Here is a 25,648-nt window from a genome sequence, read left to right on the forward strand (position 1 = left end):
ATCACTCCGCCGCCTGCGCAAACCCGACCGAAGCCATCGGCCTGAACTCGTGCTTGTCCTTGCCGGAGACGCGCTCCGACCACGGGTCGACCTGGGCGAATTTCTGGCTGAAGATGAAGCGGTCGTAGTAGGCCTTGCGCTTGTCGCCGTCGTCCATGATCTGGCGCTTGATCTCCGGGATGCCGATTCGCTTGGCCCATTTGTAGATGCGTTCGAGATAGCGGCCCTGCTCGCGATACATCTGCGTCAGCGCCACGATATGTTCGAGCGCTTCGTCTTCTGTCTTCACAAGGCCGAGCACCTCGGTGCCCTTGATGTCGAGGCCGGCGGCACCGGCGAAATGGATCTCATAGCCACTATCGACGCAGATCACGCCAACATCCTTGCAGGTTGCCTCGGCGCAATTCCGGGGACAGCCCGATACCGCCATCTTGACCTTGGCCGGCGTCCACGAGCCCCACATGAACTTTTCGATGCGGATGCCGAGGCCCGTCGAATCCTGCGTGCCGAAACGGCACCAGTCCGAACCGACGCACGTCTTCACTGTGCGCAGGCCCTTGGCGTAGGCATGACCTGAAACGAAGCCGGCCTGGCCGAGATCGGCCCACACCGCCGGCAGGTCTTCCTTGCGGATACCGAGCATATCGATGCGCTGGCCGCCGGTGACCTTGACCATCGGTATCTCGAACTTGTCGACGACGTCGGCGATGGCGCGGAGTTCCGCGGCGTTTGTCACGCCGCCCCACATGCGCGGCACCACCGAATAGGTGCCGTCCTTCTGGATGTTGGCGTGAACGCGCTCGTTGATGAAACGCGACTGATAGTCGTCGGCGTAGTCATCCGGCCAGTCGCAGACGAGGTAGTAATTGAGCGCCGGCCGGCATTTGGCGCAGCCGCAGGAGGTCTGCCACTCCAGCTCCTGCATGACGGCCGGAATGGTCTTGAGGTGCTTTGCCTTGATCAGCCTGCGCACCTCGTCATGGCCAAGCGTGGTGCAGGAGCACATGGGCTGCACGGCTGCTGGGTTGTAAGTGTCGCCGATGGTCAGCACCATCAGCTTCTCGACCAGGCCGGTGCAGGAGCCGCAAGAGGCGGACGCCTTGGTGTGGGCACGCACATCGTCGAGCGAGGTCAGGCCCTTGGCCGTAATCGCTGTGGTGATCTTGCTTTTACAAACGCCGTTGCAGCCGCAGATTTCCGCATCATCCGGCAAGGCTGCAACGGCCGCCATAGGGTCCAGGGGGGCGCCCCCCTGGTATGACTGGCCGAAGATAAGCGTGTCGCGCATCTCCGAAATGTCGGTCTGCTTCTTCTTGAGGTCGTTGAACCACGCGCCGTCGGCGGTCTCGCCATAGAGCACGGTGCCGATGATGCGGTCGTCCTTCAGCACCAGCCGCTTGTAGACGCCGGCCGAAGCATCACGCAGCACGATCTCCTGGCGGTCGTCACCATCGGCGAAGTCACCGAGCGAGAACAACTCGATGCCGGTGACCTTGAGCTTGGTCGGCGTGTCCGAATGGACGAAGGCAGCCGCCCCGTCGCCGGCAAGCTGGGAGGCGGCGACGCGCGCCATCTCATAGAGCGGAGCCACCAGCCCGTAGACCATGCCGTTGACCTCGGCGCATTCGCCGATGGCGTAGATGTCGGGGTCGTTGCTGCGCATGCCGGCATCGACGACGATGCCGCGGTTGATGGCAATGCCCGCCTCCTTGGCGATCGCCGCATTCGGCCGGATGCCGACAGCCATCACCACCAGCGTTGCCGGGATGATGGTGCCGTCGGCGAGCTCGACCTGTTCGACCTTGCCGTTGCCTGTGATCGCTTGCGTGTTGGCCTTGGTGATGACCTTGATGCCACGCTCTTCGACCGCGCGCTGCAGGAGATAGCCGGCGGCGGGATCGAGCTGGCGCTCCATCAGCGTCGGCATGACATGCAGCACGGTGACGTCCATGCCCTGCGCGTTGAGGCCGGCCGCGGCCTCCAGCCCGAGCAGGCCGCCGCCGATGACCACGGCCTTCGCCCGCGACTGGGCGGCAAGCATCATGGCGCGGACGTCGTCCAGATCGCGATAGGTCAGCACGCCGGGCAGATTGTGGCCCGGCACGGGGATGATGAACGGCACCGAGCCGGTGGCGATGACCAGCTTGTCGTAAGGCTCGGTCACGCCATGATCGGAGGTGACGGTCTTTGCCTGCCGGTCGATGGCGACAATCTTGTGGCCCTTGTAGAGGGTGATGCCGTGCTTGATGTACCAGCCGTCACCATGGATGATGATCTCCTCATAGGCCTTTTCGCCCGACAGAACCGGCGACAGCATGATGCGGTCATAGTTCACGCGCGGCTCGGCGTTGAAGATGGTGACCTGGTAGCGGTCCGGTGCCTTTTCCAGCAGATGCTCCAGCATGCGCCCGGGGGCCATGCCGTTGCCGATGATGACGAGTTTCTCGGTCATATTGTTGATCCGCTCCGGTCTCACTCAGCCGCGTAGGAAAGGCTTGAAGCTTCGGCAGATGCCGCGCGCTCCATCCGCCGGACGGACACATGCATCCAGGCAAAGCCTGTGACGACGATGACGAAGAGCAGCATGAAGCAGCTCGACCACACGCCGGTGAAGTCGTTGAGGGCGCCGAAGGCGATCGGCAGGATGAAGCCGCCGAGCCCGCCGATCATGCCGACAACGCCGCCGACCGCGCCGACACTCTGCGGATAGTAGGCCGGGATGTGCTTGTAGACGGCGGCCTTGCCGAGGCTCATGAAAAAGCCGAGGACGCAGGCGACGGCGATGAAGGCGAGCGGGCCGATCTCGAAATGGAAGGCGATCGGCCCGCTAATGCCGCGCACGACATAGTCTGCCGAGGGGAGAGACAGAACGAAAGTCGCGACGGCACTGACCGCGAAGGTCCAGTAGAGCACGGTGCGGGCGCCGATCCGGTCGGACAGCACGCCGCCATAGGCGCGGAATATGCTCGCGGGAATTGAATAGGCCGCGCCGATCATGCCGGCGGTCGCAAGCCCGAAGCCGTAGACGCCGATCAGATAGCGCGGCAGCCACAGCGACAGCGCCACGAACGCACCGAAGGCGAAGAAATAGTAGAAGGCGAAGCGCCAGACCTGCAGGTTCTTGAGCGGCGCGAATTCCTGCCAGAAGCTCCTAGCGGGTGCTGCCTTGCCTGCGCGGCGCTCGCGGATGACCGGATCGTCACCGGTGGTGAACCAGAAGATGGCGGCCATGACGACGAGTGCCGCCGCCCAGATCAGCGCCACCGACTGCCAGCCCCAGGAGAGAAGCACGAACGGCGCCAGGAACTTGGTGACCGCGGCGCCGACATTGCCGACACCGAAAATGCCGAGCGCCGTTCCCTGCTTGCCGGCGGGGAAGAAGCGCGAGACATAGGCGACGCCGACGGCGAAGGAACCACCGGCAAGCCCGACGCCGAGCGCGGCGACCAGCATCTGCCCGTAGGTGTGCGCAAAAGCCAGCAGGAAGGTCGCGACCGCGGCCGCAAGCATGGTGGCGGTATAGACCAGCCGTCCGCCGAAGCGGTCGGTCCAGACGCCGAGCACCATGCGCACGAGCGAGCCGGTGAGGATGGGCGTGCCGACGAGCAGGCCGAACTCGGTCTCGTTCAGCCCAAGCTCCTGCTTTATGCGCACGCCGATGATTGAAAAGATCGTCCACACCGCGAAGCAGACGGTGAAGGCGATCGTGGACATCACAAGCGCCTGCCGGGGAGCACTGTCCTGGCTGGGCGCGGCTGGGAGATTTGCGGTCATCTTGGGCTCCGGTTTGCGGCGTGGGAGGCGCCGCCTTGTCTGTTCGTTCGCGATTGTCAGCGGCGCGGCATCGGTGAGCTGGTTGAAACCGAGCTCTGCACGGTCACTTCGGGACCGTTGCCGTCAGTCTTGGCGCCGACGGGAAAGAGAAGGAGCGCGGCGGTGAACAGCGCCGCGGTCAACGCGCTGCTGGCAAGAAAATCGCGGCGGGTGAAATCCTTGAGGGTCGTGGCCGTCCCGATCCGTATTGTCATCGTCGTCTCCGCTTGGCACCGCTTGGGATCGATGCCGTCGATTGCGTGAAAACAAAAAAGCCGCCGGCCAGGCCTCTCGCGTCCGTCCATCCGGGAGCGCGTGTTGACCTGAGCGGCAGCTTTGCCTGTGGCGCCCGTCATTGGACGCCGTATCTCGTGGCCCTTGCGGACCTATATTTTGATAAGCAGGAAGCGTGCCAATTCGACAAAGCTCCAGATTATCAAATGAAATCAACGTGAAGCCGCTGCCGGTCTGCTTTGACCAAGCCTGGCAGCGGGTCAAAGACTAGTCAGAATGACTTGCAGAGCAGCATAAAATTTGTGCAATGCGGAAGATCGCCCGTCGTCGATGCAGGTTGCCCATTGATGGTGATGACGAGTTTTCAGTCATGGTCCTACGCCGCGGTTTCGACGAAGCGGTGGCGTTCGTAGAGGAACTTCAGCACCGCCTCGCGGCAGCGCAGAAAGGTGCGGTCCGAAGAGAGTTCGATGCGCCGGCGCGGCCGGGCCAGCGGCACGTGAAGCACTTCGCCGATGGTCGCGGCCGGACCGTTGGTCATCATGACGATGCGGTCGGAGAGCAGCACCGCCTCATCGACATCATGGGTGATCATGATGGTCGTCGACCCCAATCTGGAATGGATGTCCATCACGGCGTCCTGCAGATGGGCGCGCGTCAGTGCGTCGAGCGCGCCGAAGGGCTCGTCGAGCAGCAGAATCTTCGGCTCCATGGCCAGCGCCCGGGCAATGCCGACGCGTTGCTTCATGCCACCCGATATTTCCGCCGGCCGCTTGTCCCTGGCATGCGCCATCTGGACGAGATCGAGATTGCGCATGATCCAGTCATGCCTTTCGGCCCTGTTCTTCGAACGTCCGAGGACTTTCGATACCGCCAGGTTGATGTTTTCGTACACGGTGAGCCACGGCAACAGGCTGTGGTTCTGGAACACCACGGCGCGTTCGGGTCCGGGGCTGTCGACTTCCTTGTCTTCGAGCAGCACGGCGCCGGCGGAAACCTTGGTCAGTCCGGCGATCAGGTTGAGCAAGGTCGACTTGCCGCAGCCGGAATGACCGATGATCGAGACGAACTCGCCTTTGTCGATGGTCAGCCTGATGTCCTTCAGCACCTCGCTGACCTGGCCGCCACGGGCAAAGGATTTGTCGATATGGTCGAGCTTCAGATAGGCTTTCATCGCCCTCTCCTCACTTTGCCGGTGTGCCGCGGGTGACGAAGGCGCCGACTGCCGCGACCAGACGGTCGAGGCAGAAGCCGGTGACGCCGATATAGGCGAGCGCGACGATGATGTCGGGCAGCCGCGACGAGTTCCAGGCATCCCAGATGAAGAAGCCGATGCCGACGCCGCCGGTCAGCATTTCGGCGGCGACGATGGCGAGCCAGGACAGGCCGATGCCGATCCTCAAGCCGGTGAAGATGTAAGGTGCAGCAGCCGGCACCATGATCTTGACGAAGAATTCGAGCTGGTTGAGCCGCAGGATGCGCGAGACGTTGCGGTAGTCCTCGGGAATGTTGCGCACGCCGACGGCGGTGTTGATGATGATCGGCCAGATCGAGGTGATGAAGATGACGAAGATCGCCGACGGGCTGGAATCGCGGAACGCGGCCAGTGACAGCGGCAGCCAGGCGAGCGGCGGCACGGTACGCAGGATCTGGAACACCGGATCGAGACCGCGCATCGCCCAGATCGACTGGCCGACCAATGCTCCAAGCGCGACGCCGACGACCGCCGCCAGGCCAAAGCCGATGGCGACGCGCTGCAGCGAGATCAGCACCCGCCACGCCAGCCCGATATCTTGCGGACCGTTGTTGAAGAACGGATGGGCGATCAGGTCATAGGCCTCGTTCCAGACCTGGCTCGGCGGCGGCAGGCTGGCGGTGGGCGACGAGCAGGCGATCTGCCAGACGACCAACATCAGGGCGATGACGATCGCTGGCGGCACCAGCGCACGGGCCAGTTTGCCGGCGATCACGATCGGATCAATGCGGCGCCGCGCCTTGGCGGTGAAGGCGATGACCTCCGCCGGCTTCGCGGGGAACGCCTTCACCGTTGTGTCCTCGATAGTCTGAATCGACATCTCTGGGAAAAACTCCTTGGGGCACTGGCGCCGACGATTAGGCGGATGCCTTGATCTTCAGGCTGTCGAGATAGGCCGACGGGTTGGCCGGATCGAAAATCTTGCCGTCGAAGAAGGTCTCGACGCCGCGTGATGGAGACGCCGGAATATCGGCCGCCGCAACGCCGAGATCCTTCGCCGCCTCGCGCCAAATATCCTCGCGGTTGACCTGATCGACCAGCGCCTTGATGTCGGTCGTCGCAGCGAATTTTCCCCAGCGGATGTTCTCGGCGAGGAACCAGCTGTCGTGGCTCTTGAAGGGATAGGAGACGCCGCCGTTCCAGAACTTCATGTAGAGATCGGTGCCGGTGGCGACACGGCCGTTGCCGTAGTTGATGTCGCCCTTGAGGCGGCCGATGATGTCGGCGACAGGCACATTCATCCATTGCCGCTTGCCGATGATGGCGGCCATCTCGTCCTTGTTCTCCATGGCCTCGCACCATTGCTGCGCTTCCATGACGGCCATCAGGATCGCCTTGGTGGCGTTCGGGTGCTTGTCGATGAATTCGGCGCGCAGGCCGAGCGCCTTTTCGGGATGGCCCTTCCACAGTTCGCCGGTGGTGGCGGCAGTGAAACCGACACCCTGATGGACGAGCTGTTCGTTCCACGGCTCGCCGACGCAGAACACGTCCATATTGCCGACCTTCATGTTGGCGACCATCTGCGGCGGCGGCACGACGATGGTCGAAACATCCTTGTCGGGATCGATGCCGCCGGCGGCCAGCCAGTAGCGCAGCCAGAGATCATGGGTGCCGCCGGGGAAAGTCATGGCGGCCTTGACCTCCTTGCCGGCTGCCTTCTTGGCGGCGAAGGCGTCCTTCAGCTTCGAAGCATCGAGGCCGACGCCGGTGGCGGCGTATTCCTGCGCCACCGAAATGCCCTGGCAGTCGTAATTGAGCCGCGCCACGATCGCCATGGGCATCGGCTGGTTGTTCTGCGTCACCTTGCCGGTGTGCATCAGGTAAGGCAGCGGCGTCAGGATGTGGGCGCCGTCGATGCCGTTGGCTTCACCGCCGAGCATCAGATTGTCACGCGTCGCGCCCCAGGAGGCCTGCTTCAGCACCTCGACATCGGGCATGCCGTATTTGGCGAACAGCCCCTTCTCCTTGGCGATCATCAGCGGTGCCGCATCGGTCAGCGCGATGAAGCCGAGCTTGGCGCCGGTGACTTCCGGCGTAGTGGTGGCGGCATAGGCGCCGGACGGGAAGAGCTTGCGGGCTGCCACGACCAGACCGGCCGTCATCGCACTGCTGACGAGAAAATCTCGACGCGTCACATCCGTGAGCGATGTGCCGGTTCCGATCCATTTCTTCACCATTTTCTTCATCGTCTTCTCCCGGTTGGACGCGACCTGCGCCGTCGATTGCTGGCCAAAACAAAAAAGCTGCCGACCAGGCCTCGCGCGTCCGTACATCCGGGATCGCGTCGTGACCTGAGCGGCAGCTTTGCCTGTGGCGCCCGCCATTGGACGCCTGTTCCGTTGCCCGCGAGGGCCTGATTATTTCAAAGCAGGAACCGTGCCAGTTCTGAACAAGCGACAAAACGTCAATAAAATCAGCAATCCAGGGCGATTCCCATCATGCCTGCTCATAGGGCTGGGAGGCCACAGATTGTTCATTAGAGCAATCGCACGCACAATTTTTGTGCAATGCACAAGAATGGCGTGAAAATGATCAGGTCCGGAGCAGGCCCGATTTCTGGCTCGCAATGTAGGCGTCGATCTTATCGGGATCGAAGATCTGGCCGTCGAAGAAGCCGTCCGGGCCGAGCACAAGGCTGGCACCCGCTGAACCGACAGGGGTCGCCGCCTTCAGCGCGCCCTCGACCTTGGCGTTGGCGCCGGGCAGCGCCACGCCGAGCGGCTTCAGCGCCGCGCGGTAAAGGTCGGGGCGATAGCAATCCCTGGCGATGGCGAGGTTTCGCGGCGTGTGCGCGATGTCGCCCCAGCGCACCATCTGCGTGTAGAACCACAGTGCATGGCTCTTCCAGGGAAAGTTCGCCGCCTTGTCGAAAGGCACGAAGAAATCCTCGACCGTCCGCTCCGCGCCGCCGCCAAGGTGGAGATGTCCGGTGAGGACAGGCATCTGGATCGCGGGCGGCTGGCCGAGGAAGCGGGGTTCCGCCATCAACGCGGCCAGATCGCTCCGGTTTCCCGCGTCCTGACACCATCGGGCGGAATGATGCAGCGCTCTCAGAAGCGCCGCCAGCGCCTGCGGATTTTCCTCGGCCCAGGCCTTGCGGGCACCGATCACCTTCTCCGGGCTGTTCTTCCACAGCAGCGGCTTGACGGTGACTATATGGCCGGTGCCGGCAGCCACTGCGGCGCTGTTCCAGGGTTCGCCGACGCAGTAGCCGTCGATGCGCCCGGCGGCCAGCGCGTCGGCCATGAAGGGCGGCGGCACGATGACGATCTCGATCTCGCGCTCTGGATCGATACCGCAGGCAGCAAGCCAGTAGCGCAGTTCGTAATTGTGGCCGGAGTGCGGGTGGACGACGGCGAAACGCAGCAGCTCTCGGCCCGTTGCCGCCCGATCGCGGATAAATGCGCCAAGTGCTGCCCCGGCTCGCGCCGGGTCGAGATCCGCCTCGGCGCCATGTGCTGCCATGCCGCCCCAGACGGCGTTGGAGACGGTGACGCAGTTTCCGCCCAGGCCCAATGAGAACGGCACGACGGTGTCGGATGCGAGCGGCGTCAGGCCAAGACTGCAGGCGAGCGGCATTGGCCCAAGCATATGGGCAACGTCGAAATGGCCAATGGCGATGCGGTCGCGGATGTTGGCCCAGGATGTCTCGCGCTGCAGCTTGAGTTCAACCCCTTCGCGGGCGGCAAAACCCAACTCGCGGGCAGCGACCAACACGGCGCTGTCGAAAAGCGGCATGAACCCGGCGGTGATCTGGTGCACAGCAGTCATGCTCATTCGTCCCCCATCGGCCCCAGCAGCCCGGCGGCAGTCACCAGGCTCTGGGCGATGTCGCTGATCTTGCGGTTCTGGTTCATCGCCGTCTTGCGCAGCAGCGTGTAAGCGGCCTCTTCGCTCAGGCCGCGCGACTTCATCAATATGCCCTTGGCGCGGTCGATCACCTTGCGGTTCTCGAGCTCACCGCGAACCTCTTCCAGTTCGCGCGCCATGCGCGAGAAGGCGTTGAAGCGGCTGACTGCCATGTCGAGGATCGGCTTGACGCGCTCCTGCCTGAGACCGTCGACGACATAGGCCGACACGCCGGCGTCGACCGCTGCCTCGATCGAGGCCTTGTCGGAGCGGTCGACGAACATGGCGATCGGCCGCCTCACCGCGCGCGACAGCTGGAACATGCTTTCCAGCATGTCGCGATTCGGATTTTCGAGATCGATGACGATGACGTCCGGCTCGATCTCGGCGATGCGACGTGCGATGCCGATCACGTCATGAATGATAGTGACCCGCTCATGCCCGGCCTCACGCAAGCCTGCCTCGATGATCGAGGCACGGATGCGATTTTCGTCGATCACCAGGACGGCGAGTGGGGAACGGACCATGGCTTCAATATCTCGAAGCGATGGGATTGTGCAATGCGGGATCATCGACCGGTCAAAGGCGGATCCCCTGGTGCGTCGAGCTTGCCGCTATACGATCGATCCGATTTATCTGAGGAAGGGCACCGACAAGTTTGAACTTTTCAAAAATGGCAGAGAAAATTGCGGGCCAGATGCTTTCCGGCTTCGCAACGAAGATAATCAGAAGTTCAACCTACCTCGGTCGGGGCCCCCGGCCCCTCTTGCCTTCGCAAAGTGTGTTGACGAAGTTCAAACGGGAACGCGATCTGACAAAAAGCGGCGCCAGCCGCCGAATGACGAGATGTCAGAAGCGCCTAGCAAGCCCACGGATTCCACCAGAAAGCCTTTGGCGGTGCTGCCGTCGTCAAGCTCTATACTGCCAATGCCCAGCGGCGGCGGGATGGCGGCCACAAAGTGGCCGAAAGCGTCGGCAGGGAGCCGCCAGACCTCCACCTCGATCGCAGTGCCGCCGTTGCCGACACGGACCAGCCCCGGCTTGGGCGTGGCTTGGCCCGCGAGCTCATAAAGCTTGTATGAAGAGGCCGTCCTCATCGCCCGGCAGAACCGGGCACCAGCCTCCCTGAGCTGGCCATTGAGCGGCATTCCCGAGAGGTGAGCGCCGACCACCACCAATTCGATCGTGCCGTCTTCGGCCGATGCGCCGGCAGCCTGCGCGCTCGGCTGCCGCCAGCCAGTCGCGCCGAGGGTGAGGCCGCTCGCGGCATGGAGATCGCGCGCGACGGACGCCACAAGGCCGTCCAGTCCTGCGGCCGCAAGCAGCGTCACGCTCATCGGCAGGCCGTCATCGCGCGTGGCGGTCGGTACGGCAATGCCGCACATATCGAGCAGGTTGACGAAATTGGTGTAGGTGCCGAGCCGGCTGTTGGTCTCGACCGGATCGGCGAGCACGCCGGCAGTGGTGTAATGCGTCGGCGCGGTCGGCACGCAGAACAGGTCGACCGAGGCGATGACCGGGGCGAGCTTCGTCTTGTAGGCCTGCAAGGCATAGAGGCCGCGAAAGGCGTCCGCCGCCGACAGACTTCTGGCGCCGCCAATGATCTTGCGCGTCACCGGATGCATGGCGGCTTCGTTGGCTTCCATGAAATCGCGGATCGCCGCATAACGTTCGGCCACCCAGGCGCCCTCATAGAGGAGGTTGGCGGTGGCGTAGAAATCGCCGAACGGGATTTCGACCAGCCGGCAGCCGAGCCGCGACAGCATGGCAAGCGAGGCCTCGAAGCCATCCTGCATCGCCGCATCGCCGAAGAATTTCAGGTCGGCTTTTGCCGGGATGCCGACGTTCAGCACCGGCGGGCGGGCGGCGAGCGGCTGGACGGCGATGTCGCGCGAATAGGCATCGGCCGCATCGCGCGCGGCTGCGACAGAGAACACCCGATAGGCGTCGTCGACGGTCAGCGCGAACACCGAGACGCAGTCGAGCGTGCGGCAGGCCGGCACGACGCCGGCCGTCGACAGCGCGCCGACGGTCGGCTTCAGCCCGACGATGTTGTTGAGGCCGGCCGGGATGCGGCCGGAGCCGGCCGTGTCGGTGCCGAGCGCGAAGGAGACGATGCCGCGCGCCGTCGCCACCGCCGACCCCGAGGAGGAGCCGCCCGGCACCAGCTCCGCGTCGATGGCGTTGCGCGGGATCGGCCAGGGCGTGCGGACGCCGACAAGGCCGGTGGCGAACTGGTCGAGATTGGTCTTGCCGACGACCAGCGCGCCGGCTGCCCTCAGCCGCGCCACGACAGTGGCATCCTTGTCAGGTGTATAGGCATATTCGGCGCAAGCGGCCGTCGTCGGCATGCCGGCGACGTCGATGTTGTCCTTGACGGCGAAAGGGATGCCCCACAGCGGTTTTCCCAGCGGGTCGAACGGGCCGAGCGCTTCGGCCGCCGCAAGCAGATCCGCCCTCGCGGCGAGATGGATGAAGATGCCCGGATCGTCAGCCGTCTCTATGCGGGCATGGATCGTCGCGATCACATCGCCAACGCTGACGCCGTCCCGATAGGCCGCGTGCAGGCTCGCTATGTCGAAGTGGACATCACTCATTTCGTTTCCCCCAGAATGATCACCGGCAGGTCCCACTGGATCAGCACGACGCAGCCGTCCTTCGTCCAAACCGAATGCTCGGTCCCGACCGGGTTGAGGATCACGCTGCTGGCCGGATAGTCACCGTTCTCATCGCTCTGGGTGCCTTCCAGCACGACGATGGTCTCCAGCCCGACATGGCGGTGGCGCGGCACGCCGGCGCCAGGCCGGTATTTGAGGATCGCGACCGACGGCTCGACCGGTCCGCCCTTGAGCAGCCAGTGCACCCCGATGCCGTCGCGGAAGGGCTCGAACGCCAGATCGCGCCAGCCGCAGTCGAGCAGGCCGGCAAACGCGAGATTAGGCATTCGCGATTCCCTCCAGCACCTGGTCTGTCGTTGCCGTCCAGCCGACGATGGCGCCTTGCGCCCTGATCATGGCCAAGGCCGCTGCCTTGAATTCGGGAAAGTAGCTTTCCGTCGCGTCTTCGGCGACCAGGCATTCATAGCCACGGTCGTTGGCCTCGCGCATCGTCGTCTGCACGCAAACTTCGGTCGTCACGCCGGCAAAGACGAGTTGGCGGGCGCCGATCCACTTGAGTTCGTTGCCGAGGCTGGTCGCATAGAAGGCGCCCTTCCCGGGCTTCTTGATGACGATCTCGCCGGGCAAGGGCGCAAGCTCGTCGAGGATCGCGGTGCCGGGTTCGCCCGCGATCAGTAGACGTCCCATCGGGCCCATATCGCCGATGCGGATCGACGGATTGCCGCGGTCGCGCTTGGCCGGCGGCAGGTCCGAAAGGTCGGGCCTATGGCACTCCATGGTGTGGATCACCGGCAGGCCGGCGGCGCGAAAGCCTTCCATCAGCCGCTTCACTGTCGGCACGATCGCGGTCACGCGACCGACATCGTTGCCGAGACTGGCGCCGAAGCCGCCGGGCTCGGCGAAGTCTCGCTGCATGTCGATGACCATCAGCGCTATGGTCTGCGGCTTGAAGGTGAAGGAAAACGGCAGCGCATCGATTTCCGCCATCAGTGATGTCCCGCCATGTGTTCGCCGATGGTCTGCACGCTGGCCTGCGCAATCGGAGTCTCGTAGACCAGTGCGCCGTCCGACATGACGAAGATGCGGTCGGACAGTTCGAGCAGTTCGTCGAGGTCTTCCGACATCAGGAGCACGGCGGCACCCGCATTGCGCGCCTTCATGATGCGGGCGCGGATTTCGGCCACCGCCGAGAAGTCGAGGCCGAAGCACGGGTTGGAGACGATCAGCAGATCGACTTCGCCGGTCAGTTCCCTCGCGAGCACGGCACGCTGCACATTGCCGCCCGACAGCGAAGCGATGGGCGAGGCAAGCGAGGCGGTCTTGACCTTGAACTGCTCGACCAGCCTGGCGCTGAATGCCCTGATGGCGCCGGCGCTGATCCAGCTCACCGGTTTGCCGTTGCTGTCGATGTCGAAGGTGCGGAAAGAAATGTTCTCAGCCACCGTCATCTTCGGCGCGCAGGCATTTTTCAGCGGCTCTTCCGGGATGAGGCGGACGTTGAGCGCACGCGCCTCGGCGCGCGTCGCCGCATAGGCGGTACCGCGCACCATGACTTCGCCGGCATCGCGGGGGCGCTGCCCGGCCAGCACTTCGAGGAATTCCTTCTGGCCGTTGCCGGAAATGCCGGCGATGCCGACGATCTCGCCGGAGCGCACGCCGAGATCATCGATCCGGATCGACTTCAGCCCGGTGCGGTCCGGCGCCTTCAGCGCCTTGACCTTGAGCACGATCTCGGCGTCCGGCTTCGGCTCGGCGCGGCTGTCGAGCGCGGCGATCGGCTGGTCGCCGATCATCATTGCCGCCATGGCTTTGCGGTCGAGGTCGACGACGCGGCCGGTACCGGTCAGCCTGCCCTTGCGCAGCACGCTGACGTCGTCGGCGAACGCCGTCACCTCGTGGAACTTGTGCGAGATCATCAGCACGGTCAGGTCGCCGGCTTTTGTCATGTCGCGCACCAGGCCAAGGACCTCCTGCGCCTCGCCGGGGGTGAGCACCGAGGTCGGCTCGTCCAGCACCAGGAAGGAGCGGCCGAGATAGAGCTGCTTGATGATCTCGAGCTTCTGCTTCTCGCCGGCAGCGAGCTCGGCCACCTTGACGTCGAGCGGCAGCTTGAACGGCATGCGATCCATGAAAACGGCAAGGTCGCCGCGCTCCTTGCGCCAGTCGATCACGCCGGGAACCTTCTCACGCGAAATGACCAGGTTTTCGGCGCCGGTCAGCGACGGGACAAGCGTAAAATGCTGGTAGACCATGCCGAGGCCGAGCGCCGAGGCGTCCCTGGGGCTGGCGATCGCCACCTCTCGGCCGTCGACCAGAATGTCGCCGGCGGTCGGGTGATAGAAACCCATCATGCATTTGACCAGCGTCGACTTGCCGGCGCCGTTTTCGCCGAGCAGTGCGTGGAACGATCCGGCCGGCACCTTGATCGAGACGTCGCCCAGCGCCGTGAAGGCGCCGAAACGCATGGTCATGCCGATGGTCTCGACGCCGACGGCCTTGCCGGTGATCGCGCTCATCCTGGTTTCCTCACGGCAGCTGGGCGACGAGGGACGCCGCGTTCGACACCGCGCCGAACACGCCGCCCTGCATCTTGATCATCTTGATCGCGGCGAGATGATTGCCGTAGTCGGTCGCGCCGCAGCAATCCTCCAGCATGACGCATTCGAAGCCGCGGTCGTTGGCCTCGCGCATGGTGGTGTGGACGCAGACATCGGTGGTGATGCCGGTGAGCACGATGTTTTCGATGCCGCGCTGGTTGAGGATCAGCTCCAGGTCGGTGGCGCAGAACGAGCCCTTGCCCGGCTTGTCGATGATCGGCTCGCCATCGATCGGGTTGAGGTCGGGAATGATGTCCCAGCCCGGCTCGCCGCGCACCAGGATGCGCCCGCAAGGGCCGGGGTCGCCAATGCCGGCATTGATGCGGCGCGAGCGCCAGCGCTTGTTGGCGGGCAGGTCGGCGAGATCGGGCCGGTGGCCCTCACGGGTGTGGATGATGGTGTAGCCTTTCGCGCGCATGGCCGACAGCACCGACTTGATCGGCTCGATCGGCGCGCGCACCAGCGACAGGTCGTAGCCCATATGGTCGACATAGCCGCCCGGTCCGCAGAAATCGGTCTGCATGTCGATGATGATCAACGCCGTGTTGTCGGGGCGAAGTTCGCCATTGTAGGGCCATGGATACGGGTCGGCGTCGATATAGCGCTGGGTGATTTCGGCTCTGGCGTTCATGGCAAAAACTCCAGTTATTTGGTGCCAGTTATTTGGTGATCGACAATTCGCCCGGCGCGCCGGCAAGCGAACGGGTCGGCGACGAGGTGGCGATCATGATGATCAAGGTGAGGATGTAGGGGGCGGCGTAGAACAGGTAGTAGCCTTGCGTGACGCCGACCGACTGCAGCGCCGGTCCGAGCGCTCCGGCGCCGCCGAACAGAAGGGCGGCGGCAAAGCAGCCGAGCGGGTTCCAGCGCGCGAAAATGACCAGTGCCACCGCCATCAGCCCCTGGCCAGACGAGATGCGCTCAGTCCAGCTGCCGGGATAGTAGAGCGACAGATAGGCGCCGCCGATACCGGCCAGCGCGCCGCCGACACCGGTGGCGACGAGGCGCACCGTGTTCGGGTTGAGGCCCATGGCGCGTGCGGCGTCGGAACTGTCGCCGACGACGCGCACGATGAGGCCGGCGCGAGTGTTGCGGAAGGCCCACCACAGGACGAGCGAAAGTGCCGCCCCGATCAGGAACAGGACGTTGACGTCGAGCGCCGCCTGCACCTGCGGAACGTCGGACCATGCGCCGAACGGAATGGCCGGAAGGTTGGGCGCCTTCGGCTTGATGAACGGCTTGCCGAAGAAGAAGGCGAGCCCCGAGCCGAACAGCATCAGCGCGATGCCGATTGCGATGTCATTGACCTTCGGGAATTTGCAGATCCAGCCATGGAACAGGCCGAAGCAAAGGCCGGCGACCGCGGCGGCCAGCAGGCCGAGCCACGGCGAGTCGGTCATCACCGCGACCGCATAGGCGGTCATGGCGCCGAAGACGAGCGTGCCTTCGAGGCCAAGGTTGATGCGACCGGAGCGCTCGGTGATGGCCTCGCCCAGCGAGACGAAAATGAAGGGCGTCGACACGCGGATGGCACCGCCGAGGATGGCGAGCGGTACGCCCCAGAGACCGATCTCGGTTGCGTCCATCAGGAGGCCCTCTGCCACAGGTCGGGATTGAAGGCCTTGAAGCGGCCGTACAAGGTCTCGCTGAACAGGATGACGATAAACAGCATGCCTTGCAGCACCAGCACGGTGGCGTCGGGCAGGTCCATGCGGCGCTGGATCAGCCCTCCGGACGCGTCGATGCCGCCAAGCAGGATGGCGACCGGGATGATGGCCAGCGGGTTGTGGCGAGCGAGGAAGGCGACGAGGATGCCGGTGTAGCCATAGCCGGCGGCGAGCGAGCCGTTGGCGCTGCCTTGCACGGCCGCGACTTCCAGCATGCCGGCAAGGCCGGCAAAGCCGCCGGCAAGCGCGGTAAAGCCGACGATGAGCGGTCCGACGGCCAGCCCCTGCACCTGCGCTGCCCTGACATTGCCGCCGGCGATGCGGGCGGCAAAGCCCCAGCGGGTCTTTTCGATCAGCACCCAGGAGAGCACGCAGGCGACAATGCCGACGGCAAGCCCCCAATGCACCTCCATGCCCGGAATGTTGCCGATGCGGTAGATGTCGGCAAGCGGCTGGGTCGAGGGCTTGTTGAGCGAGGCCGGGTCGCGCAGCGGCCCTTCCACGAGCTGGTTCATCAGCGCGATGGCGATGTAGGCCATCAGCAGGCTGGAGATGGTTTCGTTGACGGCCCGGTAGTGGCGGAGCGCGCCGACGGCACCTATCCAGATGCCGCCGGCGGCCATGCCCGCCACGCCCATGGCAAGAATGACGATTGATGATGGCGCGCCGCCCAGCGCCACGCCGATGGCAGCGGCGGCGACGCCGCCGAGAACGATGGCGCCCTCGCCGCCGATGACGACCAGGCCGAGCCGCGCCGGCAGCGCCACGCAGAGCGCCGCAAGCAGCAGGGGCGCCCCCCGCGACAGTGAGTTCTGGATCGAGAACCACGAGCCGAAGCCGCCGCGCCACATGGTTTCATAGAGCTGGACCGGCGATTTGCCGACCAGCGCAATGAACAGGCTGAACAGGACCATCCCGACGACCAGCGCCGCGAGCGGGATGACGAAAGCTTCCGCCCGCCTGGCGACCCATTCGAGCGCCGCCGGATACCCCCTGGCGCCGAGCATCGCCGGCGCTTCCGCACTGTTGGTCGTATCCGTCATGGTGCCCGTCTCCGCCAGCTTCAGGCGGTCGAGCCGACGACGCCCTCGACGAGATAGTCCATGCTTTCGAGCTCGATGGCGGTCTCCGCGAAGGCCTGGCCTTCCGTCGCCACGACGGCGCCCTTGTTGCTCTTCAGCGGACCCTTGATGACGGCGAAGCCGCCCTTCATCATTTCGGCCAACGTCGCGTCGAACTGCTTGCGGGCCGGCTCGCTGACGGCCGGGCCGAGCGGGCTCATCTTGACGAAGCCGTCGGCCAAGCCGCCGCGGGTGAAGTTGGGCAGCGGCGTGCCGGCGACGAGGTCGTCGACAAACATCTTGTAGACCTTGGCCCAGTTCCATTCGGCACCGGTCAGGTACTTTTCCGGCGCCAGCGGGCTCTGGTTGGCGTGATAGCCGCAGACGAAGGCGCCGCGGCCGGCCGCCGTCTCGACCACCACTTTCGGGCTGTCGACATGGCAAGTGATGACGTCGGCGCCCTGGTCGACCAGCGCATTGGTGGCTTCCGCCTCCTTGACCGCCAGCGACCACTCGCCGGTGAAGATCACCTGGCAAGTGATGGTCGGATCGACCGAGCGCGCGCCAAGCAGGAAGGAGTTGATGTTGAGCAGCACCTGCGGGATCGGCTTGGCGGCGACGAAGCCGAGCTTTTTGCTCTTCGAGGTGTGGCCGGCGACGACGCCGTTGAGATACTGGCCCATGCCGATATAGCCGAAATAGGAACCGGCATTCATCGGGTGCTTGGCCTTGTCCCACATGCCGCCGCAATGGCGGAACTGCACGTCGGGGAATTTCGCGCACATGGCCAGCATGTGCGGATCGAAATAGCCGAAGGAGGTCGGGAAGATCAGCGAGGCGCCATCGAGATTGATCATCGATTCCATCGTCTTCTGGACGTCGACCGTCTCGGGAACGTTTTCCTCCTCGACGACGGAGATGCCTTCGATGCCCTTCAGCGACGCCGCCCCCTCGGCATGCGCCTGGTTGTAGCCATAGTCGTCCTTCGGGCCGACATAGATGAAGCCGACGGTGGCGGCGGCGGCGAAGGCACGGCTGATGGGAAAGGATGCCGAGGCCAGGCCGAGTGCGGCTCCCGCGGCGGAGGTCTTGAGCAGTTGGCGGCGGTTAAGGATGAATCTGTCGGTCATAGTGAATGCTCCCCTTTAGGACCCTTTTCCGGGTCGGTTAACATGCCGTCAAGAAAGTGCATGCAATCACCGTGCCAGTTTTCGAATAGAAATTTATCCAATAAAATCAGTTGTCGTATCGAAGGTCCGTGCTCACAGCAGAGGCAATTGCATGCACTTTTTGCCTTGAAAATAGCCAGTTTGACATGCAGATTAAAATAGAGGCATAGAGGGCATATCGAGTCGAAGGACCAGCGAGTCGGCCGGCTCCGCGAGAAGACGGGACGGAGGAAACTTGTCGGGGAAGCGCAGCTTGATCAGGTCGGGCACGACCGTGGATCAGATGGTGCGGGCGATCGGCGACCGGATCGTCACCGGCTACCTGCGCCCCGGCGAAAAGCTGGACGAGACCTCGCTCGCCGCCCGCTTCGACGTATCACGCACGCCGGTCAGGGAGGCGCTCGGCCAGCTCAGCGCCATGGGCCTGGTCGAGAGGCGGCCCAACAGGGGCGCCATCGTCGCCGTCGTGACGCAAGAGCATCTCGCCTCGATGTTCGAGAGCATGGCCGAACTGGAAGCGATCTGCGCGCGCTTCTCGGCCGAGCGCATGACCAGCAGCGAGCGCCGCGGGCTCGAGATCGAGCACCAGGCTTCGGCGCGGATGGTGCAGCTGGGTGCCGAGGAGGACTACGAATATTTCAACACCGAGTTTCACACCCGGCTCTATCGCGGCGCCCACAATACGCATATTCACGATCTCACCGTGATGACCCGCAGCCGGTTGGCACCCTTCCGCCGCGCGCAGTTCATGCTGCCCGGACGGCTGGCCAAATCCTGGCAGGAACACGACCTAATTGTCACCGCAATCATGCGCGGAGACAGCGTGGCTGCGGGCAAAGCCGCCAGGGACCATGTCTCTATCGTCAGCGAGGCGAGCGCGGTGTTCGCGACTGATGATCGCAAGCCAATTCGGCGGGACGTGGCCTGAAAATTTCCGGACAGCCCGAAGCCCGCAGACGATGTCGCTTCCAGGCAGTGCACGTATTAAAATTATTGATTTTATCGGCTTTTTCGTGGGCCACAATCAGAAGTCCTCCCATCTCGTTCCGTCTGGCTTCCGCGACCGAGTTCGTCCAGTCGAATTTCACTGGCATATGAGCGCCCAAGAGAAGTCAGGGACTGCGCCCAGAAACGGACAGCTTTTGATCAGCGCCGGCCAGTGGCGAAAAATCGGATATGGCCAGCACCCCAGCTATCCTGGCAAAGCCGACAAATGCCTGTCGCGCCTGTTCGGTTGTCATTTGCTTGGCGATTGCGGCGTTGCAACTCCTCACCGCGCAGCTGTATATCGGTCCTCGACGGCCCTTCGGCCAATGATTCAAGAATACCAGCGCCTCCCGGACCGAGTTGATGTCGTGTATCGCGTCACTGGTCTTAACCTGCACCGGGGCACGGAAAGCCAGACTGGTCATTTGTTACCTCCTGAATTGCAAGGGTTGATTCAGCATCACATGAAGCGGCTCTTTCGTTTGGTGTCAGACGCGATTTGATAATCCTCGCTGCCTGCAAGGCCAGGGCTCGACGAACCCTGGCCTCATTCGCGAACGTCATTTGCTGCCGTTGATTGCAATGCGTTTGGCGTTTGCCTGCGCCTTTTTGGTCTTCGGCAGTATCACCGTGAGCACACCGTTCTTGAACGTGGCCGCCACCTTGTCGTCTTCAACCTCACGGCCGAGACTGAAGCGCCGCTCAAAGCGCCCATAATAGCGCTCGCTGAATTGGCGGTCCTTGTCCTCGGTCTCTGCTTTCTTCTCGCCGCGAAGCGTCAGAACACCATCATCCAGCATGACCTCGACGTCGTTTTCATCGAGGCCCGGGATTTCGGCCGTCACCCGGATTTCCGTATCGGTTTCCGAGAACTCCACGCTTGGCCAAGTGCCGTTGAGAGGGGCCATGCGGCCCAGGACCGAAGGCGTGTCAAAACCGCGGAACACCTCGTCGAAAAGCCGGTTGACATTGCGATGCAACGACAGGAACGGATCTATATCGTCACTGCGATAAATGTTCGGTGCCTGGCTGCCGCCACGACTCCAGGGAATCAAGTCACGTACGCTCATTTGTCTTTCTCCTTTCCGTTGTATGGGCCGCACCCGACCCCACCCACGACAGGACGGGGTGTCTGCTGCAGGCCGACCGCCAAAGATCAGGCCGCCGCGCTTTCAATGCGCTTGGAGGCCGCCTTCTTGTCCGTCTCGATGTTGATCGCTATGCGGCGCGGCTTCATCTCCTCGGGAATTTCCTTCTTGAGGTCGATGATCAGCAGACCGTTTTCGAGCTTTGCCCCGACTATGGTCACATGATCGGCGAGCTCGAAGCGGCGCGCGAACGACCTCAGCGCCAGGCCATGATGGAGGTACTGAACTCCGTCGTTCTCTGTCTTGGCGCCCTCGATCACGAGCATATTTGGCTCATGCGTGATCGTAAGCTCGTCTTCACCGAAACCGGCGACCGCGAGGACAATGCGATAGGTGTCTTCGCCGAGCTTGGCGATATCGTATGGCGGCCAGCTATCCACGTTCTGCGGGGGGCTGGCGTTTTCGAGCAGGTTGAAGATGCGGTCAAAGCCGATGCTCGACCGATAGAAGGGGGAAAAGTCCAGGTTCGTTCTCATAGCTACATCCTCCTTGGAGCAACATAGATACGAGGGAACGCCAAGAAGCCCGGCGCTCCCTGACACATCGGCCCCTTGCGCGGCGACCGACAAAGATGAGTTGGGAATCGATTTCGGCCGTGTCAAGAGCGACCGCTAAAGCAGTTTCGCGACCGCCTTCGGATGGCAGGGTGGCAAGCTCTCCAGCGAATGCCCCATCTACTTCGCAGGTATTTCGAACGGAGGAAAAGGATGACTATGACACGCCAAGACGTCGTCTCGGTCCTCGGTTTCATAGACGACGTGACGATTGCGGAGATCACGCGTCCGGTGCCTCGCTCGAGGAATTGAGAAGGCTGGGCCTAGGCCTTCGGTGATGAGGCGCTAATGAGCCAGGGACGACCATTGCCGGGGACACGGGTTGCAGCGCAAGGGAACCGGGACGAAGCGTGAAGATGCCGGCAGGTCCTGCCATTCAGGCAGACGAGTCGTGCGATCCGGTTGGAAAGTTGTCCGTGCTGGAGGCATCTATGTGAACACACAACGACAAGAGGCTCGGCTTCCCGCTCCCCTTGCCCCGGTGACGTGCCGCTTTGATGCTGCGGCGGTAGATTGCCGCCGCAGTACTAGCCCTGACTATCTAAAGATGGTCTATTTTGCTGATCTTCGGCCCTGTCATCCACTGCGGCGCCGCGGGCAGATCCTCGATGACGGCGACCCTGCGTGCCCAGGTCATAAAGGCCCTGTTCGCCGCCTCGACAGACTTCCGGCCATCGTACGCGGAGTAGCATGCATCCGACGCCGCAGCGTGGAGGAGGCCGCGCCTTTCAACCGGCCATTCTTCCAGAAACTCTATCGCATCCATGACACAGCCGATCTTTTGGACAACACGGCCCTCATCTCTTACGAAAACCGGTTGTTTGAACGTCGCGCTTTCCATAGTGACCTCCCTTCAAACCTTGGGGCAACTGCATCTTGCCTCCCCGTGCGCTGCTCCCGGCAAACGATGTCGGCTACTTGGCGAACGCCACGGAAAACGGCGGAAACCGGATTTTCAAAGAGCATCGTTTCCATGCGATCGTTCGGCTCCTGCTAACCCGACATCCGGCAAGCCGCGCTGGACACATAAAAAGATTGGAAACGCCACTTTCCAGTTCAAGGGGAGCGGATCCGGCTATTGAATTGTGAAGATGCCGTCTACGGCCTGCCATTCGGAAGGCCGGATAAGGCTGTGATGGGCGACTCGCACGGAATGCAGCGCGCCTTCAAGTTCGCGCTCCCAGTAATCCAGAAACCCCTTGAGGGTCGGGAATTCCGGTGCCAGGTCGTATTCCTGCCAAACGTAGAGCTGCAAAAGGCTCGGATGATCGGGAAGGTGGTAGTGAATTTCCGCAGTTGTGAGACCGTAGCCCTCCATCTGCAGCCGGAATTCCCTGCTGACCATGCGTCTCTCCTATCGCGCGCGTTCAGGCATCAATTCTTTGCGGGCGTTCTCGGCCCGCCGTTCCTCGACGTCACAGCCTGCCTCGGCGCGACTATCATCCAGTCGGCGAAGTGCATCCATGACGGCGTCAAATGTCACCGGGTTCGCAGCACCCGGTGGCTTTCGCAGCGCAGGCATGGAGTCGACGGCGCAAGCATCAGAAGCCCATGAGGCAAGAATGGCGCGCTTCTCCTGAGTGTCGAGCGTGCGGTCGCCCACCACCTCATCGGGGTGGCTAAAGTGCCGCGCCGGAAACAGCAGGCGGTCAAGCGAAGGATCAGTAGTTTCAGGGGCGATCGAGGGTATGTTTTTTGGGAAGGTTCGTTCCATCGACAGTCTCCGCTTCCTGACAATCTCCTTGGCATTATTGGTGTTGCAGTGACCCTTTTCGGGGTCTCCAACCGCAAAAAAATTTCGTGGAGTTCGGGTCGAATTTCAAGACCTGAAAATCGCGCGCCCCGCAAAAATAGCTGCATGAATTCATGTGGCTAGCACTCCGGAATGCCGAGTGCCAAAATTTTTTCAGCGACCTCTTGAAACGCAGAAAATGCAAAACTAGTTCGATATGCGCGCGATGCCTGAAAAAGGGTCGCGGCGCCCCGCACTGGCCCGATATTGCCGGTCCGGTGTGGAGGACTCAAAAATCTGTTTGTCCTGAAGGAGAACGATATGACGTTCCGTCCATTGCATGACCGTATCCTGGTCCGCCGCATCGAAGCCGAGGAGAAGACGGCCGGCGGCATCATCATCCCCGACACCGCCAAGGAGAAACCGCAGGAGGGCGAGGTGATTGCCGTCGGCCCAGGCGCCCGCGACGAGAGTGGCAAGCTCACGCCGCTCGACGTCAAGATCGGCGACCGCATCCTGTTCGGCAAGTGGTCCGGCACGGAGATCAAGCTCAACGGCGAAGATCTGCTCATCATGAAGGAAAGCGATGTGATGGGCGTGGTCGAGCAGACCGCGACGGTCAAGAAAGCCGCCTGAGCGAGGCTCTGGTCCAATCGCAATCCAGTCAATGAAGCTACCTACTGAAGGAGTGATCCAATGGCTGCCAAGGAAGTGAAATTCCATTCCGACGCTCGTGAGCGCATGCTGCGCGGCGTCAACATCCTCGCCGACGCGGTGAAGGTGACGCTCGGCCCCAAGGGTCGCAACGTCGTCATCGACAAGTCGTTCGGCGCCCCGCGCATCACCAAGGACGGCGTGACCGTCGCCAAGGAGATCGAGCTCGAGGACAAGTTCGAGAACATGGGCGCGCAGATGGTGCGCGAGGTCGCCTCGAAGACCAGCGACATCGCGGGTGATGGCACTACCACCGCTACGGTGCTCGCCCAGGCGATCGTCCGCGAAGGCGCCAAGGCGGTCGCGTCGGGGATGAACCCGATGGACCTGAAGCGCGGCATCGACAAGGCCGTAGAAGCCGTCGTGGCTGAGCTGAAGACCAATGCCCGCAAGGTGACCAAAAATGACGAGATCGCCCAGGTTGGCACCATCTCGGCCAATGGCGACGCCGAGATCGGCCGCTTCCTGGCCGAAGCGATGCAGAAGGTCGGCAACGAAGGCGTCATCACGGTCGAAGAAGCCAAGACCGCCGACACCGAGCTGGAAGTCGTCGAAGGCATGCAGTTCGACCGCGGCTACCTCAGTCCCTACTTCATCACCAACCAGGACAAGATGCGCGTCGAGCTTGAAGAGCCCTATGTGCTGATCCACGAGAAGAAGCTGTCCAATCTGCAGGCGCTGCTTCCGGTGCTGGAAGCTGTCATGCAGTCGTCCAAACCGCTGCTGATCATCGCCGAGGATGTAGAGGGCGAAGCGTTGGCGACGCTGGTCGTCAACAAGCTGCGCGGTGGCCTTAAGGTCGCCGCGGTCAAGGCGCCCGGCTTCGGCGACCGCCGCAAGGCAATGCTGGAGGATATTGCCATCCTCACCGGCGGCACCGCAATCTCGGAAGATCTCGGTATCAAGCTCGAAAACGTCACGCTCAACATGCTCGGCCGCGCCAAGAAAGTGGTGATCGAGAAGGAGAATACCACCATCGTCGACGGTGCCGGCTCGAAGAGCGAGATCCAGGGCCGCGTCAGTCAGATCAAGGCGCAAATCGAGGAGACTACGTCCGACTACGACAAGGAAAAGCTGCAGGAGCGGCTGGCCAAGCTCGCAGGCGGTGTCGCCGTCATCCGCGTCGGCGGCTCGACCGAGGTCGAAGTCAAGGAGCGCAAGGACCGTGTCGACGATGCCATGCATGCGACGCGGGCTGCGGTCGAGGAAGGCGTGTTGCCAGGTGGCGGCGTGGCGCTTCTGCGTGCGGCCCAAGCACTGGACAGCGTGCAGGCCGAAAATGAAGACCAGAAGCACGGTATCGAGATCGTGCGCCGCGCGATCGAAGCGCCTGTGCGCCAGATCGCCGAGAACGCCGGCGCGGAAGGCTCGATCATCGTCGGCAAGCTACGCGAGAAGCCGGAATTCGGCTGGGGCTGGAACGCACAGACCAACGCGTTCGGCGACCTCTACAACGAGGGCGTCATCGATCCGGTAAAGGTGGTGCGGACCGCGCTCCAGGATGCGGCATCGGTTGCCGGCCTGCTGGTAACGACGGAAGCGATGGTTGCCGAGAAGCCGCGCCGTGGGAAAAGCTTCCGATCGATTGAGCTAACCACGTGAACGGAGGAAAACATGGAACACAATCAATTTCAGCATCCCGTGAGGGTGCTCGTCGGTCTTGGGTTTCCGACCGACATTCAAAGCGTAAAGAAGCCTTCGTCCTGCTGGATGAATGGCCGCCATCGAAGCGAAACCCTGCTCATGGCGTCGCGCTGAATGCCTGTCGGGCAGCCCCTCGCCGGCGAGGTGGATGCCGAAACCGCTCGCAGCACTTTTGTTGCCTTCGCCCGCCGCATGGATTTGCTTGTGCCGACCGCAGCGGACATCGTCGCGGCCAAGGCAGTCGGCACCTTCGGATTAGCTGCGGGAGGCCATTTCAACAAATCGATGTAATCGATCTGTCGGAACGGAGGAAACCATGAGGGATATTCGATTTCCCGAACCAGTGAGACTGCGCGTGAGACCCTCAAGGGAGCGGGTGGTTGCCAGCAGTTGGGAAGCACTTGAGTGCCTTCATGACCAATGGTCAGAATGGGCGAGAGGACCAAGCTATCGAGCTGCCTGCCGCACTTGCCGCGACTCCCTGGACGGATGGCGGGCTCCACAACAAGCAAGAAGGGCATTCTTGAAAGCGGCCCGTCGTGCAGGTTTGGTCCAGTCCTCATAGTTGCGGGTCCAGTCGGGCACATAGGCCGATGGCGTCACCAG

26 protein-coding genes and 1 pseudogene are annotated in these 25,648 nt (G+C 63.0%); 5 read left to right on the top strand and 22 right to left on the bottom strand.

The window, feature by feature from the left end:
- Position 1 precedes the first annotated feature (1 nt).
- The 16 genes from nirB to FJV77_RS10955 all read right to left on the bottom strand — a co-directional run bounded on the left by nirB (position 2) and on the right by FJV77_RS10955 (position 18,224).
- A complete protein-coding gene (gene nirB / locus FJV77_RS10880) occupies positions 2 to 2,452 on the bottom strand; it encodes a nitrite reductase large subunit NirB (protein WP_142866813.1) in 2,451 nt (816 codons plus the stop codon).
- A gap of 20 nt (positions 2,453 to 2,472) precedes the next feature.
- Positions 2,473 to 3,774, bottom strand: coding sequence for a nitrate/nitrite transporter (locus FJV77_RS10885; protein WP_142866814.1), 1,302 nt, complete (start codon positions 3,772 to 3,774; stop codon positions 2,473 to 2,475).
- A gap of 56 nt (positions 3,775 to 3,830) precedes the next feature.
- Positions 3,831 to 4,169 (bottom strand): hypothetical protein, encoded by a 339-nt coding sequence (locus FJV77_RS32875; protein WP_246691217.1) that lies wholly within the window; start codon positions 4,167 to 4,169, stop codon positions 3,831 to 3,833.
- Positions 4,170 to 4,423: 254 nt separating this feature from the next.
- Positions 4,424 to 5,221 carry an ABC transporter ATP-binding protein gene (locus tag FJV77_RS10895; protein WP_142866815.1) on the bottom strand — a complete coding sequence of 266 codons (798 nt, stop codon included), beginning with the start codon at positions 5,219 to 5,221 and terminating at the stop codon, positions 4,424 to 4,426.
- Positions 5,222 to 5,231: 10 nt separating this feature from the next.
- Positions 5,232 to 6,122 (bottom strand): nitrate ABC transporter permease, encoded by an 891-nt coding sequence (ntrB, locus tag FJV77_RS10900; protein ID WP_142866816.1) that lies wholly within the window; start codon positions 6,120 to 6,122, stop codon positions 5,232 to 5,234.
- A 37-nt stretch (positions 6,123 to 6,159) separates the two neighbouring features.
- Positions 6,160 to 7,488, bottom strand: a complete 1,329-nt coding sequence (locus tag FJV77_RS10905) for a CmpA/NrtA family ABC transporter substrate-binding protein (protein ID WP_185970273.1) — start codon at positions 7,486 to 7,488, stop codon at positions 6,160 to 6,162.
- Between the two features lie 346 nt (positions 7,489 to 7,834).
- The gene (locus tag FJV77_RS10910) at positions 7,835 to 9,073 is read right to left on the bottom strand and encodes a CmpA/NrtA family ABC transporter substrate-binding protein (RefSeq protein WP_185970280.1); all 1,239 of its coding nucleotides are present in this window, start codon (positions 9,071 to 9,073) and stop codon (positions 7,835 to 7,837) included.
- A gap of 2 nt (positions 9,074 to 9,075) precedes the next feature.
- Positions 9,076 to 9,678, bottom strand: a complete 603-nt coding sequence (locus tag FJV77_RS10915) for an ANTAR domain-containing response regulator (protein WP_142866818.1) — start codon at positions 9,676 to 9,678, stop codon at positions 9,076 to 9,078.
- Between the two features lie 267 nt (positions 9,679 to 9,945).
- On the bottom strand, positions 9,946 to 11,748 hold the full coding sequence (gene atzF / locus FJV77_RS10920; protein WP_142866819.1) for an allophanate hydrolase: 1,803 nt from the start codon (positions 11,746 to 11,748) through the stop codon (positions 9,946 to 9,948).
- Entirely contained in the window at positions 11,745 to 12,095 is a 351-nt protein-coding gene (locus tag FJV77_RS10925; RefSeq protein ID WP_142866820.1) for a cupin domain-containing protein, read from the bottom strand. The genes atzF and FJV77_RS10925 overlap by 4 nt, the downstream gene beginning before the upstream one ends.
- Positions 12,088 to 12,756, bottom strand: a complete 669-nt coding sequence (locus FJV77_RS10930; RefSeq protein WP_142866821.1) for an isochorismatase family cysteine hydrolase — start codon at positions 12,754 to 12,756, stop codon at positions 12,088 to 12,090. Before FJV77_RS10930 ends, FJV77_RS10925 begins: the two co-directional genes overlap by 8 nt.
- Positions 12,756 to 14,285 carry an ABC transporter ATP-binding protein gene (locus tag FJV77_RS10935; protein ID WP_142866822.1) on the bottom strand — a complete coding sequence of 510 codons (1,530 nt, stop codon included), beginning with the start codon at positions 14,283 to 14,285 and terminating at the stop codon, positions 12,756 to 12,758. Before FJV77_RS10935 ends, FJV77_RS10930 begins: the two co-directional genes overlap by 1 nt.
- Positions 14,286 to 14,295: 10 nt before the next feature.
- Complete coding sequence (locus tag FJV77_RS10940; RefSeq protein WP_142866823.1) at positions 14,296 to 14,997, bottom strand: isochorismatase family cysteine hydrolase; 702 nt, start codon at positions 14,995 to 14,997, stop codon at positions 14,296 to 14,298.
- A 28-nt stretch (positions 14,998 to 15,025) separates the two neighbouring features.
- The gene (locus tag FJV77_RS10945) at positions 15,026 to 15,952 is read right to left on the bottom strand and encodes an ABC transporter permease (RefSeq protein WP_142866824.1); all 927 of its coding nucleotides are present in this window, start codon (positions 15,950 to 15,952) and stop codon (positions 15,026 to 15,028) included.
- Positions 15,952 to 17,040 (bottom strand): ABC transporter permease, encoded by a 1,089-nt coding sequence (locus FJV77_RS10950; protein WP_246691226.1) that lies wholly within the window; start codon positions 17,038 to 17,040, stop codon positions 15,952 to 15,954. The genes FJV77_RS10945 and FJV77_RS10950 overlap by 1 nt, the downstream gene beginning before the upstream one ends.
- Positions 17,041 to 17,096: 56 nt before the next feature.
- Positions 17,097 to 18,224: a BMP family ABC transporter substrate-binding protein gene (locus FJV77_RS10955; protein ID WP_142866826.1), complete on the bottom strand. Its 1,128-nt coding sequence runs from the start codon at positions 18,222 to 18,224 to the stop codon at positions 17,097 to 17,099.
- Between the two features lie 322 nt (positions 18,225 to 18,546).
- On the opposite strand from FJV77_RS10955, the gene FJV77_RS10960 reads away from it, so the two are divergent.
- Positions 18,547 to 19,191, top strand: coding sequence for a GntR family transcriptional regulator (locus FJV77_RS10960; protein ID WP_246691218.1), 645 nt, complete (start codon positions 18,547 to 18,549; stop codon positions 19,189 to 19,191).
- Positions 19,192 to 19,375: 184 nt separating this feature from the next.
- On the opposite strand, the gene FJV77_RS10965 is transcribed toward FJV77_RS10960, so the two are convergent.
- From FJV77_RS10965 to FJV77_RS10995, 6 genes are all read right to left on the bottom strand, one after another.
- The gene (locus tag FJV77_RS10965; protein ID WP_142866828.1) at positions 19,376 to 19,675 is read right to left on the bottom strand and encodes a DUF982 domain-containing protein; all 300 of its coding nucleotides are present in this window, start codon (positions 19,673 to 19,675) and stop codon (positions 19,376 to 19,378) included.
- A gap of 135 nt (positions 19,676 to 19,810) precedes the next feature.
- Positions 19,811 to 20,320, bottom strand: coding sequence for an Hsp20/alpha crystallin family protein (locus FJV77_RS10970; RefSeq protein WP_142866829.1), 510 nt, complete (start codon positions 20,318 to 20,320; stop codon positions 19,811 to 19,813).
- Between the two features lie 86 nt (positions 20,321 to 20,406).
- Positions 20,407 to 20,874: an Hsp20 family protein gene (locus FJV77_RS10975; protein WP_142866830.1), complete on the bottom strand. Its 468-nt coding sequence runs from the start codon at positions 20,872 to 20,874 to the stop codon at positions 20,407 to 20,409.
- A gap of 619 nt (positions 20,875 to 21,493) precedes the next feature.
- Entirely contained in the window at positions 21,494 to 21,793 is a 300-nt protein-coding gene (locus FJV77_RS10985; RefSeq protein ID WP_142866831.1) for a DUF982 domain-containing protein, read from the bottom strand.
- Positions 21,794 to 22,027: 234 nt separating this feature from the next.
- Positions 22,028 to 22,297: an usg protein gene (locus FJV77_RS10990; protein WP_142866832.1), complete on the bottom strand. Its 270-nt coding sequence runs from the start codon at positions 22,295 to 22,297 to the stop codon at positions 22,028 to 22,030.
- Between the two features lie 9 nt (positions 22,298 to 22,306).
- Positions 22,307 to 22,666, bottom strand: coding sequence for a hypothetical protein (locus tag FJV77_RS10995; protein ID WP_142866833.1), 360 nt, complete (start codon positions 22,664 to 22,666; stop codon positions 22,307 to 22,309).
- A gap of 339 nt (positions 22,667 to 23,005) precedes the next feature.
- On the opposite strand from FJV77_RS10995, the gene groES reads away from it, so the two are divergent.
- The 4 genes and pseudogenes from groES to FJV77_RS11015 all read left to right on the top strand — a co-directional run bounded on the left by groES (position 23,006) and on the right by FJV77_RS11015 (position 25,607).
- The gene (gene groES / locus FJV77_RS11000) at positions 23,006 to 23,320 is read left to right on the top strand and encodes a co-chaperone GroES (RefSeq protein WP_142866834.1); all 315 of its coding nucleotides are present in this window, start codon (positions 23,006 to 23,008) and stop codon (positions 23,318 to 23,320) included.
- Between the two features lie 60 nt (positions 23,321 to 23,380).
- Positions 23,381 to 25,000 carry a chaperonin GroEL gene (gene groL, locus FJV77_RS11005; protein WP_142866835.1) on the top strand — a complete coding sequence of 540 codons (1,620 nt, stop codon included), beginning with the start codon at positions 23,381 to 23,383 and terminating at the stop codon, positions 24,998 to 25,000.
- Between the two features lie 12 nt (positions 25,001 to 25,012).
- Positions 25,013 to 25,333 (top strand): annotated as a pseudogene (locus FJV77_RS11010) (DUF982 domain-containing protein).
- A gap of 25 nt (positions 25,334 to 25,358) precedes the next feature.
- A complete protein-coding gene (locus FJV77_RS11015) occupies positions 25,359 to 25,607 on the top strand; it encodes a DUF982 domain-containing protein (protein ID WP_142866836.1) in 249 nt (82 codons plus the stop codon).
- Positions 25,608 to 25,648: the final 41 nt, after the last annotated feature.

Source organism: Mesorhizobium sp. WSM4306, assembly GCF_007003975.1.
Lineage (GTDB): Bacteria > Pseudomonadota > Alphaproteobacteria > Rhizobiales > Rhizobiaceae > Mesorhizobium.